The organism is Rickettsiales bacterium, assembly GCA_041396965.1.
Lineage (GTDB): Bacteria > Pseudomonadota > Alphaproteobacteria > Rickettsiales > SXRF01 > SXRF01.
This window is the reverse complement of the sequence record JAWKXN010000002.1, coordinates 86699-101743: the sequence shown is the minus strand read 5'-3', so window position 1 is coordinate 101743 and position 15045 is coordinate 86699. Positions and strand designations below refer to the sequence as shown.

At 38.0% G+C, this 15045-nt stretch carries 14 protein-coding genes and 1 tRNA gene; 4 read left to right on the top strand and 11 right to left on the bottom strand.

Features of this window, described 5'->3' with window-relative positions:
• The first annotated feature begins 24 nt into the window (after positions 1-24).
• Entirely contained in the window at positions 25-969 is a 945-nt protein-coding gene (locus R3D71_11265; GenBank protein MEZ5692224.1) for a M48 family metalloprotease, read from the top strand.
• An 8-nt stretch (positions 970-977) separates the two neighbouring features.
• On the opposite strand, the gene mnmE is transcribed toward R3D71_11265, so the two are convergent.
• From mnmE to R3D71_11250, 3 genes are read right to left on the bottom strand one after another with little or no spacing between them, the layout of a single operon-like run.
• Positions 978-2312 carry a tRNA uridine-5-carboxymethylaminomethyl(34) synthesis GTPase MnmE gene (gene mnmE / locus R3D71_11260; GenBank protein ID MEZ5692223.1) on the bottom strand — a complete coding sequence of 445 codons (1335 nt, stop codon included), beginning with the start codon at positions 2310-2312 and terminating at the stop codon, positions 978-980.
• Between the two features lie 12 nt (positions 2313-2324).
• On the bottom strand, positions 2325-2999 hold the full coding sequence (locus R3D71_11255) for a response regulator transcription factor (GenBank protein ID MEZ5692222.1): 675 nt from the start codon (positions 2997-2999) through the stop codon (positions 2325-2327).
• A gap of 36 nt (positions 3000-3035) precedes the next feature.
• Positions 3036-3869 (bottom strand): hypothetical protein, encoded by an 834-nt coding sequence (locus R3D71_11250; protein ID MEZ5692221.1) that lies wholly within the window; start codon positions 3867-3869, stop codon positions 3036-3038.
• A gap of 122 nt (positions 3870-3991) precedes the next feature.
• On the opposite strand from R3D71_11250, the gene hemW reads away from it, so the two are divergent.
• On the top strand, positions 3992-5140 hold the full coding sequence (hemW, locus tag R3D71_11245) for a radical SAM family heme chaperone HemW (GenBank protein MEZ5692220.1): 1149 nt from the start codon (positions 3992-3994) through the stop codon (positions 5138-5140).
• Positions 5141-5200: 60 nt separating this feature from the next.
• On the opposite strand, the gene R3D71_11240 is transcribed toward hemW, so the two are convergent.
• The 3 genes from R3D71_11240 to R3D71_11230 all read right to left on the bottom strand — a co-directional run bounded on the left by R3D71_11240 (position 5201) and on the right by R3D71_11230 (position 8789).
• Positions 5201-7255 (bottom strand): nitrate- and nitrite sensing domain-containing protein, encoded by a 2055-nt coding sequence (locus R3D71_11240; protein MEZ5692219.1) that lies wholly within the window; start codon positions 7253-7255, stop codon positions 5201-5203.
• 101 nt (positions 7256-7356) lie between these two features.
• Positions 7357-8586 carry a penicillin-binding protein activator gene (locus R3D71_11235; GenBank protein ID MEZ5692218.1) on the bottom strand — a complete coding sequence of 410 codons (1230 nt, stop codon included), beginning with the start codon at positions 8584-8586 and terminating at the stop codon, positions 7357-7359.
• Positions 8587-8713: 127 nt separating this feature from the next.
• Positions 8714-8789 (bottom strand) — tRNA-Ile (locus R3D71_11230).
• A 205-nt stretch (positions 8790-8994) separates the two neighbouring features.
• Here R3D71_11230 and rpmE point away from each other — a divergent pair.
• Entirely contained in the window at positions 8995-9249 is a 255-nt protein-coding gene (gene rpmE, locus R3D71_11225) for a 50S ribosomal protein L31 (protein ID MEZ5692217.1), read from the top strand.
• Positions 9250-9261: 12 nt separating this feature from the next.
• On the opposite strand, the gene R3D71_11220 is transcribed toward rpmE, so the two are convergent.
• On the bottom strand, positions 9262-10275 hold the full coding sequence (locus tag R3D71_11220) for a DUF3137 domain-containing protein (protein ID MEZ5692216.1): 1014 nt from the start codon (positions 10273-10275) through the stop codon (positions 9262-9264).
• Positions 10276-10404: 129 nt separating this feature from the next.
• Between R3D71_11220 and ftsZ the strand changes: the two genes are divergently transcribed.
• Positions 10405-12015, top strand: a complete 1611-nt coding sequence (ftsZ, locus tag R3D71_11215; GenBank protein MEZ5692215.1) for a cell division protein FtsZ — start codon at positions 10405-10407, stop codon at positions 12013-12015.
• A 25-nt stretch (positions 12016-12040) separates the two neighbouring features.
• Here ftsZ and R3D71_11210 read toward each other — a convergent pair whose 3' ends face one another.
• Genes R3D71_11210 through R3D71_11195 form a run of 4 tightly spaced genes read right to left on the bottom strand, consistent with a single transcriptional unit; the run spans position 12041 to position 14928 of the window.
• Complete coding sequence (locus tag R3D71_11210) at positions 12041-12757, bottom strand: RNA methyltransferase (protein MEZ5692214.1); 717 nt, start codon at positions 12755-12757, stop codon at positions 12041-12043.
• A gap of 6 nt (positions 12758-12763) precedes the next feature.
• Complete coding sequence (gene cimA, locus R3D71_11205; GenBank protein MEZ5692213.1) at positions 12764-14368, bottom strand: citramalate synthase; 1605 nt, start codon at positions 14366-14368, stop codon at positions 12764-12766.
• A gap of 3 nt (positions 14369-14371) precedes the next feature.
• Positions 14372-14704: a DUF5615 family PIN-like protein gene (locus R3D71_11200; GenBank protein ID MEZ5692212.1), complete on the bottom strand. Its 333-nt coding sequence runs from the start codon at positions 14702-14704 to the stop codon at positions 14372-14374.
• On the bottom strand, positions 14701-14928 hold the full coding sequence (locus R3D71_11195) for a DUF433 domain-containing protein (protein MEZ5692211.1): 228 nt from the start codon (positions 14926-14928) through the stop codon (positions 14701-14703). Before R3D71_11195 ends, R3D71_11200 begins: the two co-directional genes overlap by 4 nt.
• Positions 14929-15045 lie beyond the last annotated feature (117 nt).

The window sequence follows — 15045 nt, the reverse complement described above, 5'->3', positions numbered from 1 at the left end:
ATTAGCAAAATGGGTGTGAATTATATGGATAAAAATGAAGTAGATTTAATAAATAAAATATTAGAAAAGGCAGAGATAGACCTACCACATACCAAAAAGTTTTTTGAAACGATAATGAATGGTTTTAAGGAAAATCAAAAAGATACCACAAAAGTTGGTGAAATTTCTGGTATATGGACTAAATTTACTGATAAGGTAAAAGGCGATGTGTCTGATTTGACCGGAATGTTTGTTGGTAAATATGATGGACTAACGTCATCCCAGAAAATCCACGCTTTTAAGAATTTTTCCAGCAGTGCGCATATAGCTATTGAAGAAACTGATAGAGAGATTCTCTCCTTATTCAAGGATGCGTTTAATAGTTCTGAGTATAAGTATATTAAAAAAATACCGAATTTAGTAATATGTACGAGTGATTTGCCGTTTGCTCATACTTATAAAAAAGGCGAAGATGAGGCTGTTTTTATAAGTAGTAATTTAATATCAATACTTAAAGACGATATGAATAAAAAGAGTAAAAGCAGTTTTGAGGAAAGGATAAAAGCTGTTTTACGTCATGAGTTGTCCCATATAAACGACTATAACGAACGTGGCTGGATAGTTAGTAGTATGTCGTATGTTATACCAAAATTTAGGAAAAACGGGGAGTACAGAGCGGATGAACATGGTAGTCTTAATGGGAAAGAGTCAGATGCCATGATAGATGCCTTATCAGAAATATTTGTAAGGAAAGAAGAACTCAGTAAAGCTGTTGTAAATACCGCAAAAAAAATTATTGGTAATGTTAAAAAGGATGCTGGAGCTAATAAAGTGACCGACTATTTGTTTTCAAAGGCTATGAATAGGCTCAGTCAGTATATAAAAAATGGTTCAATAACTGAAAGAATAATGGAAGACGGTTCCACTCATCCGTCAATAGCTAATAGAATAGCAAAAATTGGTGAACAAGGTTGGAATTTAAGGAATTAGAGGTGCTCTCACTTTCCAATACAAAACTCTCTGAAGATTACGTCTAATATATCATCTACTTGGATTTTTCCGGTTATCTTGCTTATGGCAAGAGCGGCTCTTCTTAGCTCCTCGCATACTAGCTCTAACGGTTTGTCTTGCAATGATTTTTCTAATAAATCATCAGCTTCTTGTAATAAAGAGCGATGGCGAGCACGGGTAATTAGTGGTTGTTCCGCACTTTCAAAAAAATCTTTTACCTTATTTTCTATTATAGACAGAAGATTATCTATATTTTTCTCAGTTTTTGTGGATATAAGAATTGGAGAATTTAGGGATGTGGGAATGGGAGAATCCGCTGATATAAGGTCAGATTTTGAGATAATTATGATAGTGTTATCATCTAGTAAATTTCTAGTATAATCATCAATATCAGGTAGTTTAGAGCCATCAAATATAGCAAGTTTTATATCAGCCTGCCCTGCTCTTGCGTGTGCTCTTTTTATCCCCTCCTCTTCTATTTCATTTTCAGCTTCGCGAAGTCCCGCTGTATCCGTAAGTATTACTGGATAACCGGTAATATCCATTTCTACCTCGATGACATCTCTTGTCGTACCAGCGTGATGGGATACTATAGCAGCGTCCCTTCCCGCTAACATATTAAGAAGGCTGGACTTTCCAGCATTTGGCGCGCCAACTATAACTATCCGCAACCCCTCTCTAAGCCGTTGTCCACGCTTATGGTCAGCAAGCACTGACTGAACTGTATTTCGTAGATTTATGATGTTATTTTGTAAATCATCTAAAACTGAATCAGGTATTTCCTCGTCAGGAAAATCAATATAAGCCTCTAGTAACGCCATGCAGTTTATGATCTGGCTACGGATATTGTTATAAAATTCACTCATTTCCCCCTGCATTTGGCGTATTGCTTGGGTTTTCTGAGCAGAGGTATCAGCGTCTATTAGATCGGCAAGTCCTTCGGCTTCAATTAAATCCATTTTTCCGTTTATAAAGGCTCTACGGGTGAATTCTCCGGCTTCGGCGTGTCTGAGACCGCTTATAGTCGAAAGCACCTCTAAAATCTCAGAAATAACGGCTTTGCTCCCATGTAAATGTAATTCAACCGTATCTTCACCGGTAAAACTATGAGGAGCTTTGAAATATATAGCTAGTCCTTTATCAATTATTTTACTTGAAATTGGATTATAGAAGATAGAATATTTGATTAAATTAGGGGCAGGGCAGGGGGCGGAAGTAATTAATGATAAGGCTTGAGTGGCTTCTCTGCCTGATATGCGTATAATAGCTATTCCTGATTTTACTGGAGCGGTGGCAAGCGCGAATATGGTAGCGTTGGTCATTGCTGATATAATCTAATCATCAGATATTTTATAGCCAGCGCCACGTAGAGTATGGATAAGGCTTTTATCAAAGTCTTTATCAACTTTTTGCCGCAAGCGGCTTATATGAACATCTATAACGTTAGTTTGTGGGTCAAAATTATAATCCCAGACATGCTCCAGCAGCATGGTACGAGTTACTACATTACCACAGTTTTTCATCATATACTCAAGTAGAGAAAATTCTCTAGCTTGTAATTCTATGGTCTTTCCACCACGTTTTACGCTTCTGGTAAGAAGATTCATTTCTAAATCACCGCAGGTGAGGGTGGTTTCTGATTTCTCACCATTTTTTCTTCTCGTTATGCTTTCCAGACGCGCTTGTAGTTCTGAGAATGAATATGGTTTTGCCAGATAATCATCTGCTCCAGCCTTAAGGCCTTTTACTCTTTCTTCTACTTTGTCTAAAGCGGTAAGAAAAATTATTGGGGTTTCGTTGTTGGAGGCACGGAGGGTTTTTACTATGGTTACCCCGTCAAGATCTGGAACCATACGATCTATTATCATCGCGTCATAATTCTCGGTAGTCGCTAGAAATAGACCGTCACGCCCGCTCACACAGTGATCGGTTACATATCCTTGTTCCTTTAATCCTTTTAACAGATATCCGGCGGATTCATTATCGTCTTCTATAAGTAATATCTTCATGAGGGTATTTATAATGGGTTAAGTGCAAACTGTCCACTATCTTCCCATTTGGCGTTTGGTATCGGCTATAGAGGCTTCCACGAATTTCCCAACTATGTTCATACCACGTGACGCTAATTCTTTTAATAAATCTTTTGAGGATTCAAATATTATAAGTTGAGATGAGGCGAATGCTAGATGGTTGTCTTCTATCTTTTTGATATTACGTTCTTTTTGTTCAATAATATTTTTTAAGTGACTTATAAGTTTTTTAAGTTCATTTATGTTTTTATAACGTTTTTCCTGAATGAATTTTACTATTATTATCCTCAGGTTAGCTTCGCTAAGATTTTGAGCTATTTTTATTATCATATTGATATTAATGTCTTTTTGTTGCTCTAGCTGATCTATTATTTGCTTTATGTCGCCTATATCATTATCAAGATCATCTAAGCGATCTTTATGATTTTTATCGGCTATCGGCTTCAATAGAGCTGAGAACATTATAGCGTAATTTTTATATAAAGAGCTTATTTGATTTTTGGTTTCTCTATCGGGACGGTCAGTTTTTATGTCGATATTAATATTATTTGTCATTATATCACTAGAAGGTGATAGGGAAGGGTCATCGTCTTTGAAGGTTGAAAGAGGATTGCTTTGTATATAGCGTAAGCAGCGAAGATCATATGAGAGCATCTCTACATTAAGACGTGTATTGTTATAATCCTCAGAGATAAAACAGCGGATAGCGTCGTGAAAATACTCTATTCTCTCACGCATATCGCCGCCACCAATGGTCAGGCTAAATTTTTTCTCTATTTCTAATATTTCAAAATAAAGTCTGGTCAGTAGAGAAGCGATAGCCTCATGATCTTTTGACTGATTTTGCATTGTGTTTTTATTTTAATTATTTAAGAAATATAATCAATATTATATATTATTAACGAATTATATGTCTATATGATTAATATATCTCTATGTTCTATTTGATTCCCTAATAATAGCCTGATTTTATGAAGCAAACCTCAATATATATTCATTGGCCATTTTGTCTGTCAAAATGCCCGTATTGTGATTTTAATAGCCATGTCTATCAAACGATAGATGAGGAGAGATGGGGAAATGCTATAATCAGTGAGATGGAATATATGCGTCGCTATACGCATGATGCTGTTATAAATAGTATTTTCTTTGGTGGAGGGACTCCATCGTTAATGTCAGCTAAAACTGTGGAGTCAGTGATTTTATCAGCACATCGTTTGTGGAAGGTGAATTCTGGAATTGAAATTACGTTGGAAGCCAATCCTACCTCTGTTGAATCCGGTAAATTTATGGATTTTAGTAGGGCAGGGGTGAATCGTTTATCTATGGGAGTCCAGTCTTTACTTGATAGAGAGTTAAAATTTTTGGGTAGGCAGCATAGCGCTAAGGAGGCTATAAAAGCTATAGAGGTCGCTCGTAATATATTTAATCGTTATAGTTTTGATCTTATTTACGCACGACCAAATCAGACGTTAGATGATTGGAGGAAAGAGCTTGAGGAGGCTTTAAGTTTTGCGGGAGGACATTTATCGCTCTATCAACTTACTATAGAAAATAACACGGCTTTTTATAATATTTACCATAATGGTGGGTTCTCATTACCAGATGAAGATACAGCGGAAAAGCTTTACCGGCTTACTGAAGATATAATGAATAAAAACGGTTTTGTTTCTTATGAGGTGTCAAACTATGCGAAAGATGGAGAAGAAAGTATTCATAATCTTAATTATTGGCAGGGAGGGGATTATATAGGTATAGGAGCAGGAGCACATGGTAGAATTACTATAGAAGGAAGAAGAGTAGCGACCAGTAATATAAAAAGCCCTAATAGATGGTTGGACAGTGTAGAAAAAAATAACAATGCTTTAGATCTGTGGGAAACGCTGTCCGTAAGGGAAGAAATAGAGGAAAGGTTAATGATGGGGCTGCGGTTAGCTGATGGCATGAATTATAAAGATTTTATCACAATGACTGGCTATGATATATGTGATTATATAAATATGGATAAGAAAGAATTTTATACAAAAGAAGGTTTGTTAGAGAATAATAAAGAAAGTTTGGTAGTAACTAAGAATGGTCGACTTTTGCTCAACTCTATAATTTCAGAATTGCTTATATAGGTAGATAAAAAAAGCCTCTCTTTACTTGTATAAAGAGAGGCTTAATTTGGTATGCTTATATTAAGCAGTTCTGATTGTTTGTAAGAACTCATCAACTTTCTGCTTTAATATTTCGGACTGTTGATTAAGATTCTTAGCTGAATCAAGAACTTGTATAGCGGTGGAACCTGTCTTTTCAGCTCCCTCTTGAACAGAAACCATGTTTTGAGATATTTCCTGTGTGCCACTAGAAGTGCGCGCCACATTATGGGCAATCTCTCTGGTTACGGCTGATTGTTCCTCAACAGCGGTAGCAACCGCTGAGGTACTGCTTGATACCTGACTGATAATGTTAGCGATATCCATAACTGAATCAACGGAGGTTTTAGTAGCATTTTGCATCTCGTTAATTTGTTGGGTTATCTCATCAGTTGCTTTACCAACCTGATTAGCTAGATTTTTAACTTCAGAAGCCACAACCGCGAAACCTTTCCCTGCCTCACCAGCTCGGGCTGACTCAATGGTCGCGTTAAGAGCTAGAAGGTTAATCTGACCAGCTATACCAGTGATAACCTCAATAATCTGAGCCACACTCGCTGACCTTTCAGAAAGGAGATTGATCGCGTCTCTGGCATACTCAGCTTTAGAAGCGGCATCATTAGCGATTTGACTGGATTTTTGCGTTTGATCACTTATCTCTTTAATAGAAGCGGTAAGCTCTTCAGCGGCTGAGGCAACCTGAGTAGAGGTTTGCGCCGCCTCATTAGAGGCGTTTACTACTATGGTAGAGCGTGTTTTGGTGTCCTCAGCTATGTGAGTAACACTCTCAGCGCCAGATTGCATTTGCGCCGCTGAACTTGCTACTTGAGAAACGGCACCCTTAACTGATTGTTCAAAACTATCAGCCATTTTAGTCATTTCCTGACGTTTCCTCTCGGCAGCGATTTTCTCTTGCTCTGCTTGTTCCTGTTTCATTTTTTCCATTTGCAGAGCATTTTCTTTGAATATCTCTAGGGCGGAAACGATTTTTCCTACCTCATTGTTGGTGCGTGGAGGAAGGTTGGTATTAAGATTACCTTCAGCAAGCTCTTCAGTAGCTGTTGCTACAACGTTTAGAGATTTCACAAGTGCTCTTGCGATAGCGTATGAGAATATAACTATAAGAGCAGTGGTTATAGCTATGATAGTAATATTGCTCATCTGAGACGAACTTGCTTCTTTAAGGCTGTGAGACATTTTAGTAAGTAGAGTATCAGCGAATGATTCCTCAACTTCTCTCATACCATCGATTTTTTTGGTTATGGTGCTAACCCAATATCCACCATCAACGGCTGATACTTCTTCTGGGACATTATTGGTTATGATGTCTTCCATACGAGCCACTTCCTTAGTAGCAGAAGATGATAGTACATTGTCATAAAGTTTTTTCTGCTCGTCAGAAGCGTACGAAAGGAATACTTTTTCATAGGCTTTTTGTGATGATATCAATGATTTTATTTTATTGATCTCTGCTTCAGAGAAAACTTTTGCACCAAAACCACCAGCGCCCACAGCTCTTTCTATACCGGAAAATTCTTTACCTTGCATAAAATTAGAGAAAGCGACTATAGCAAGAGCTACTTGCGGATCAGGACTTAAATTCGCTGTATACGCTACTAGATTAATTATTTTCGCGTTAAGACTTGAATAATATCCTATGGCATCAGCTTTCGCTAATGATAAAGAGCTTATTGAAGAACGAGTGCTATCCATTTTATCTAAATCAGACATGACAGATTTGAATAATTTATTAAACTCATTATCATAGGCTTTATTGTCAAAATTCGTAAGGAAAGACTCTAATTCTTGTTTCTTTTCATTAGTGTCGGAACGTTGTTTATTTAGTTCGCTCTCCAATTTAGTTCCGCCGCTACCTACGAAAACCCCAGTATATCCACGTTCTTTTTGTTGCTCATGTAGCAGGTTACTCAACTTTGTTGAAAGCTCTACGAGCTGAGACATTTTGTTTATCCCACTTAGCTTAGTCATGTCTCCCATTATTATCTGGGATGACAGTATCATGATAGCAATAAGAGCACCCGCCACTAATGAGAAAATAGCAACAGATATTTTTAAATTAGATATAAATTTCAACATTTTATAAACCCCTAGTAGTTGTGTATTGATAGTGAAAATCTGCCTATGATGAAAAATGGTAGCGTAAGTTAATTAATGTTACGTTAACGTAAGGAATAAAATTATTTTATTTTGAATGAGATATCTGGTCTATCAATTATTTGAAAACCGTCGGATTGCACTTTAGATATCGCAAGCTTACGTTCTGACAACCCATTTTCTAGGAGCCTTACTAAGCCGCCAACAGGGGTATTAAATCCTTCTTTATCGGTTAGATATTCTTTTTTTATTTCTTTTCCTGACATCGCGATGCTGGTTATTAGGGTTACAGCGTCATAAGAAAGAGCTGACATGTGGTTTGGTTGATAACCGTAGGCTGTAGTGAATCGTTTTATAAAAATTTCCATAGGTTTCTCAGGTGGGCTTGGAAACCACACACCACGCATTTGTGGTATTTTTGAGAGTTTTTTATCATACCATATTCCCGCTCCGATAATTTTTATTTTATCCAGATCAACATTATTTTTTTGCAACGCTTTTATAATGTTTCTCATATGTATTCCGCTGTTGGCTACAAAAATAGCTTGGAATTTTCTCTCATCAGGGGAATTATTGTAGAAACCGACGATACGTGAGATAGCGGCGTTTATATTAGCAACACTTGGCGCGTACAATTCCGATGGGGAGACAACGCCACCTTTTCTTGAGTAAATTTTGCTTAGCTCTTCTTGGACTTTTTCTCCATATTCATTATTAGGAGCAAGCAGAGCTACCTTTTGAAATCCCTGAAGATAGGAATATTCAGCTATTCTTTCTATTTGTTGCTCAGGAAGAAAACCAAAGGTATATACATCTTCAGACGCCACAGATTTATTATTAGAAAAGCTTAAAATAGGGATATTTTTTTCTTTTGCTATTGGTTTTATAGCTGTGACAGATTGGCTAAACAGAGGACCTATAATAAATTTTGCTCCTTGCTCAATAGCCTCATTTGCTGAGTTAATAGTCTCAGATGTTGAGTTGCCGGTGTCTTTTGGCAGGATTACTATTTTCGCTTTTATGTTGTTCGCAGGAGTAGCAAGGTAGCTGTCATAAACTGCGAGCGTAGCCGCGTCCAGCATGGATTCACCAACTGCTGCTGATTTTCCAGTAAGAGGTACTAATAAGGCTATTTTTACTGTTGGTATATCATCACCGATATAACCAAGTTCTGGGTCACCATATTGGTCATCAGCTATCAAAGATTTTGGTGATGTAGCAGGTGTATCAGAAGTTTTTATATTTTGTTGCTTTTGTGGAGCACAGCTTACCAACAGAAATAGTGATAAAGAGAAAGGTAGATATTTTAGCATATTTCCCTGCCATGCTTATGAATTGCAATAATAAATTGCGATTTAATATATAGTTATCCTAGCTAGGTTAGCGACAAATATATATATAGTCAAATGGTTAGAAATTAATGATAAATCATAAATTAGATGGTGGGGGGAGAGGGATTTGAACCCCCGACCAAGGCGTTATGAGCGCCCTGCTCTAACCACTGAGCTATCCCCCCATGATTTGGACAGTTGGTTTTCTGTCAAGCAACTTTGATATGTGGCAAGGAGATAGTGATTAGTGCCTGATTCATGAAATTTCAATCTTTTTTTCTGAAAAATACACTTATTTTGTCTAAACTATACTATTTTGCTTGAAATATCACGTTCTTTACTTTAGAAAGTCACCTCTTTTGAGAATAATTTATTTAGGGATAACAAGTTATGAAACAGGGAATTCACCCAGATTACCATAAAATTACAATAGTAATGACTGATGGTGAGAAATATGAGAGCTACTCAACTTGGGGAAGCGAGGGGGCTGTTTTACAACTTGATGTTGATCCGAAGACTCATCCAGCATGGGTTGGTGGAGTGAATCTCCGCAAAACTGGTCAGATGGAAAAATTCCAAAATCGTTTCGCTGGTTTTTCAGCCGCGACGAGCGGTAGTAAAGAAGAAGACAAAAAAAGCTCTTAAACTTATCGTGTGTTACAGAGTGTTCTGGAGGTAAGAAAGCTGAATATTTTCTAGTCTCTTGTTAATGAGATTTGTAAGATTAATAGTGAAATCCAGTTCTTTTAGCAGTTTTTTGATGTTTTGAGCGTTTATAGAATGCTCACTGTACGATGTGCCAACTTCAAACAAATTATGCTGCGTTTCCAATTCTACGAAAACTTGATTGTCTTTTATAGAAAACAGCATTCCCTCTTTATCAAAAGCTTTGTTTAGGGATATTAGCTCATCGGTAAATTTATCAGTTATCCAGCTTGTATCTAGTTCACCATATTTTAGGTAGAGATCAAAATATTGATCAAATTTTGGATCTATATATGTAGGTTTTTTATTTAACTTTCTTCTTTTTAATAGTCTTTTTTTCAGTGAGGCATAAAGTTCATCTGTTTGTGTTCTTGATAGAACACCTTTTTCTTTTCTGCTGGTTAATACAGCATCAATACCGATATTATCAGTAAGCTCAAAATACAGAAATACTATTCCTGTCCTTTCAAATATTTTACAGGATACTTTTCCTTTTCTATACGATATGTGATCCTCAAATGGAAAAATATTTGCCGTTCCAAAATAACCTGTATGATTGGCGATAATCTTTGCTGGTAAATTACCAGATGACTCATAATTAAAATCTCCCATGAATTTTAATATTGGGCGCATAACTTTTTCTTTTTGACCTGAAAAATATTTACGTTTCGGTCTACGAACAAAGAACCACCAACAAATTAGCGGTGGAATTAATAACAAACGCCCTCCTTTTCTGGTCTTGGAGATAGTTTTAACAATCCATGCGGACTTTATCATGGCAAAAGACGAACCAATTCCTGTGGTAACCGCTAATAGCGCGTTCACCCTATTCTTTTTTATGATATTTTTTCTGTTCTTTTCATATGTTTTTGCAATCGGTACTATATGTTCAGTATAATATGCCGCAAAGCCCTTTTCATATGGTTCGGTTTCTACAAATGTATATGGGTGATTTATGTTCTGCATAAGAAATAGGTAGAAAATATTTTTTTGAATTTTTTACAGAATATAGTGGCAAATGTCATAAAAATGTTCAATATATATTGTTAGTGTGGTATTCCTTAAATGGAACTGAAAATATTTTAGGGGGCATGTATGGCGATAAACATCAATATTCCAACTCAAGCAGAGCATTTGCGTCCGACAATTACGGTGATTGGAGTTGGTGGCGCTGGCGGTAACGCTGTAAATAACATGATTGCCTCCGCTCTTGAGGGGGTTAATTTTGTCGTCGCTAATACTGACGCGCAGGCGCTGGATCGTTCACTTGCCGAGCGTACTATTCAGCTAGGCGCTGGGATTACTAAAGGTCTTGGCGCGGGCGCTAATCCGTCTGTGGGGCGTGACGCTGCTGAGGAAGCTGGTGAGGAAATCGCTTCTCATATAGAGGGCAGCAATATGGTGTTTATAACCGCTGGAATGGGTGGTGGTACTGGTACAGGAGCGGCTTCTGTGGTCGCGCGTATCGCTAAGGAACAAGGAATACTTACAGTCGCTGTTGTAACTAAGCCTTTCCAGTTTGAGGGAAGGCACCGGATGAATCTTGCTGAGTCTGGTCTTAAAGAATTACAAGATTATGTTGATACTCTAATAGTGATACCAAATCAGAATTTGTTTAGAATCGCCAATGAGCATACTACCTTTGCTGATGCGTTCAAAATGGCCGATGAGGTTTTACATTCAGGGGTTCGTGGTGTTACCGATCTTATGGTAAAACCTGGCCTGATTAATCTTGATTTCGCTGATATAAGAACAGTGATGTTAGAAATGGGTAAAGCGATGATGGGAACTGGCGAGGCTACTGGTGAGCATCGGGCTGTTGAGGCGGCGGAGGCTGCCATCTCTAATCCGCTACTTGATGATGTATCGCTTAAGGGCGCTAAGGCGTTATTGGTGAATGTGACTGGTGGTTTGGATATGACTTTGTTTGAGGTTGATGAGGCATTAAATCGTGTTCGTGATGAAGTTGATCCTGACGCTAATATTATTTTTGGCTCTACCTTTAATGAAAGCTCTGATGGAAAAATGAGGGTTTCAGTTGTAGCTACTGGTATTGATGCCTTAAAAGAAAATAATCCGATCGGTAATAAGTCCTCTGGCGCGACGGAAGCGAGGAAACCGTACAGTTTTAACGCTCCTATAAAGTCTGAGCCGATAAAAGCTGCGCAGAAAGTAGCGCCGATTAATTCTGTAAGTAGTGGTACGCAAAGTCCGATAAGGCAGCAGTTTGAGCAAATATCTGGGGGAGCTGCGGCACGTTTTGATAAAACTGATAATGTAAGAGATGTCGCAAAAAAAGAAGAGCATGTTGGTGATGTTGTAAGTAGCGAGCTTAATGATAATAGTAAGGTAAAGCCGTTGTTAAATGAGCCTATAAACATTCCGCAAGCTGTGGAGACCGCTGTTGCTTCCTCAGAAGTGGAGACGGTAATCAAGGCTACTCCGTCTATGATTAATCAGCGTGAGCATACCAGCGCTATGCGGGAGGCGGCATCTTCCGCTAGAGGTTTTTTAAGGAAAATGGCGGAGGCTGGCAAGTCTCTTTCTAATCGTTATAGCGATGATGAATATGTAGAGAAAGAAGAGCCAAGAGTACAAATAGTTCAGAGAACTAATCCGCAAAATTCTTCCGAAGAGCGCTCTAGAACACAGGATGATGATCAGTATCTTGATATACCGGCTTTCTTGCGTCGTCAGGCTAACTAAGTAGTTAGGTTATTCTTGTTTAGGCTTATTTTTTATATTCCCACAAACTGCGGATTAGTCCTCTGAAGGTGCGGATTTCTTGGCTGTTCCAATTCCCGCGCAGTAGCATATTTCTAATATTCTGCCACATTATTGGTTTTTTATGGGAGGTACGGAAATACTCACATTCATCAAGATAATTTTCCATTTGCTCAAACAGTCCGAACATATCTTCTTTAGGCGCTGGCTGGTTGATGTCTCTATATGTCTTATTTTCCGTATCAATATTTTTAAGCCATTCATAACCGATTATAACTGCTGATTGGGCAAGATTAAGCGATGCTTTCTGAGCTGTTGGAATAGTAATTATCTTGTCACACAAGGTTAGTTCATCATTTTCTAATCCCGTTCTTTCTGGGCCGAATATAAATGCGCATTTTATACTGTTATTACAAAGGCTTTTTGCTTCACATACTGCCTGTTGTGGTAAAATAACCGGTTTATTTATATCACGTCCTCTAGCGGTGGTGGCGTAAGCTATTTTTATATCTTTCATGGATTCGCTAAATGATTGGTATATTGTGGCTTTCTCAATTATACCCTCCGCTCCCGCTGACATGCTTATAGCTTTAGGGTTTGGCCAGCCATCACGTGGTTGGACTATTCTTAGTTCGTCAATACCAAAATTTTTCATGGCGCGCGCTACCGCTCCAATATTTTCTCCCATTTGCGGACGGATTAGGATTATTATAGGCATAGTCATTTTGATTTATTTTCGCTTAAAATCTTTCATCAGCTTATAAGTTACGCAGTCATGTAAAGCGTTGAAAGAAGCGTCTATTATATTTTCTGAAACGCCAATAGTATTCCATATATCGCCTTTTTTATCACGTGACTCAATCATGACTCTAGTAATCGCTTTGGTAGCGTCCTGTGGAGTGAGTATTCTTACTTTATAATCAGTAAGTAATACGTCTTTCAGCAGTGGAAAATGTGGTATTAATATTTTACGCAAAGCGCCATCCAAAGCGTTTACTGGACCGTTTCCTTCCGCCGCGCTTAAGAATTCCTCACCATTTATGATTATTTTGATGGTAGCCTGACAAACATTTATTATTTTACCCTTAGCTGAATGTCTACGTTCGTCAATTACCCGAAAGCTATCCACTTCAAAATATTCAGGGACACTGCCAAGAAAGCGTCTTGTTAGTAATTCAAAGCTAGCTTCTGCTCCTTCGTAAGCATAGCCTTTTTTCTCACGCTGTTTTACTTCACTTACCAACTGGTTTATCCTATCATCATCTTTTTGTATTTTTATATTAAACTGGGTAAGTCGTTCTAATATATTTGATTTTCCAGCTTTGTCAGATACCAAAATAGTTCGCTGATTACCGACAAGCTCTGGCTTTATGTGTTCATAGCTGGTGGAATCCTTTGCCATAGCTGATACGTGCAAACCACCCTTATGGGCAAATGCAGCGTCTCCGACGTAAGGAGCGTGACGGTTAGGAACACGGTTAAGCCTTTCATCGAGCAGGTGCGACAGAGAAGTAAGATTCTGAAGTTTATCCTCATTTATTCCGGTAGTGTAACCCATTTTTAGCATCAAGTTTGGGATAATTGAGATAAGATTAGCGTTACCACATCTCTCGCCAATACCGTTTATTGTTCCTTGTACTTGTCTTACGCCAGCCCGTACTGCCGCTAGGGAGTTAGCGACCGCGCTTTCTGTATCATTATGGCAGTGTATGCCAAGATTTTTACCATCTATGTGTTTAGTGACTTCACCAACTATTTCCTCAACCTCAAAAGGTAAAGACCCACCATTAGTATCACAAAGTATAATCCAGCGCGCGCCAGCGTCTGACGCTGCTTTCAAACAGTCTATAGCAAACTCAGGATTTGATTTGTAACCATCAAAAAAATGCTCAGCGTCATAGAGAGCTTCTCTTTTATTTTTTGTGATATGGGATATGGAATCAGCGATCATTTTTAGATTCTCATTAAGGGATACGCCAAGAGTAGACTTAACTTGTTTATCCCAGCTCTTTCCTACTATGCAGACAGAAGGAGCGCCGCTTTCCAAAAGAGCGTTAAGCGCGGGATCATTACCCGCGCTACGACCATTTCTTCTAGTCATGCCGAAAGCGGAGATTTTCGCTTTTTTTATTGAGGGAAGATTCTCAAAAAAAGCGTCATCATTAGGGTTGGCTCCTGGCCAGCCGCCCTCTATATAATCAATTCCGATTTTATCCAGCGCGCGCGCTATCGCCTGTTTGTCAGTTACGGTAAAATCTATACCACGTGCTTGTGCTCCATCACGCAATGTGGAATCGTACAGATATATTCTTTCTTTATTATGTTTTTTAGTCATTTTTTATGATATTATTAATAATGATTCTGTTACGTTATTATAGAATTCATTTATAGTATCTTTATGTTTAACAAGGCAATGTTTTATATCATCTGTTGTAGCGTTACCCATAGATAAAAATATGACTTTCGGCGGTGCGCCAAACAGAGTAGCCATACGTACAAAATCATTATCTTTGGATACTAGAATATATCCAGTTTTCGCAGCAAAATCCCAAATTTTTTTATCAGATGCTTGCTCCATGCCTAGTATATGAACATGTGTGCTTTCTTTCCAAATGGTGCATAAATCGTCCAGCAAAAACCTTGATAAATTTTGATCTAATAATAACTTCACTTAAAATTTGCTTGGTGGATTAGTTGCTCACGATTAGCGGCGAATGCCAAACAGCTTTGAATATGCTCAGCCGTAATCTCAGGAAAGTCATTACAGATTTGCTGTGCAGTCATCCCAGAAGCCATATATTCTAACACGTCACTTACGGCAATACGGGTGCCAGACAAGCATGGCTTGCCAGAGCGTATATTTGAATCTATGGTTATAATGTCTCTGAAATTCATAACCCAATCTACCATTTTTGTTATAAAATGTCAATTATGTGTTGTAGCTAGCTTATTTATAGTGAATTGTTTTTTAGTGATTTTTTATATTGAAAAAAGGGTGACTTTAGCGTTCAA

Excerpts from the sequence above, each read along its gene's own strand:
- R3D71_11265 (MEZ5692224.1), top strand. The coding sequence starts at position 25 with ATGGATAAAAATGAAGTAGATTTAATAAATAAAATATTAGAAAAGGCA.
- mnmE (MEZ5692223.1), bottom strand. The coding sequence starts at position 2,312 with ATGACCAACGCTACCATATTCGCGCTTGCCACCGCTCCAGTAAAATCA.
- R3D71_11255 (MEZ5692222.1), bottom strand. The coding sequence starts at position 2,999 with ATGAAGATATTACTTATAGAAGACGATAATGAATCCGCCGGATATCTG.
- R3D71_11250 (MEZ5692221.1), bottom strand. The coding sequence starts at position 3,869 with ATGCAAAATCAGTCAAAAGATCATGAGGCTATCGCTTCTCTACTGACC.
- hemW (MEZ5692220.1), top strand. The coding sequence starts at position 3,992 with ATGAAGCAAACCTCAATATATATTCATTGGCCATTTTGTCTGTCAAAA.
- R3D71_11240 (MEZ5692219.1), bottom strand. The coding sequence starts at position 7,255 with ATGTTGAAATTTATATCTAATTTAAAAATATCTGTTGCTATTTTCTCA.
- R3D71_11235 (MEZ5692218.1), bottom strand. The coding sequence starts at position 8,586 with ATGCTAAAATATCTACCTTTCTCTTTATCACTATTTCTGTTGGTAAGC.
- rpmE (MEZ5692217.1), top strand. The coding sequence starts at position 8,995 with ATGAAACAGGGAATTCACCCAGATTACCATAAAATTACAATAGTAATG.
- R3D71_11220 (MEZ5692216.1), bottom strand. The coding sequence starts at position 10,275 with ATGCAGAACATAAATCACCCATATACATTTGTAGAAACCGAACCATAT.
- ftsZ (MEZ5692215.1), top strand. The coding sequence starts at position 10,405 with ATGGCGATAAACATCAATATTCCAACTCAAGCAGAGCATTTGCGTCCG.
- R3D71_11210 (MEZ5692214.1), bottom strand. The coding sequence starts at position 12,757 with ATGACTATGCCTATAATAATCCTAATCCGTCCGCAAATGGGAGAAAAT.
- cimA (MEZ5692213.1), bottom strand. The coding sequence starts at position 14,368 with ATGACTAAAAAACATAATAAAGAAAGAATATATCTGTACGATTCCACA.
- R3D71_11195 (MEZ5692211.1), bottom strand. The coding sequence starts at position 14,928 with ATGAATTTCAGAGACATTATAACCATAGATTCAAATATACGCTCTGGC.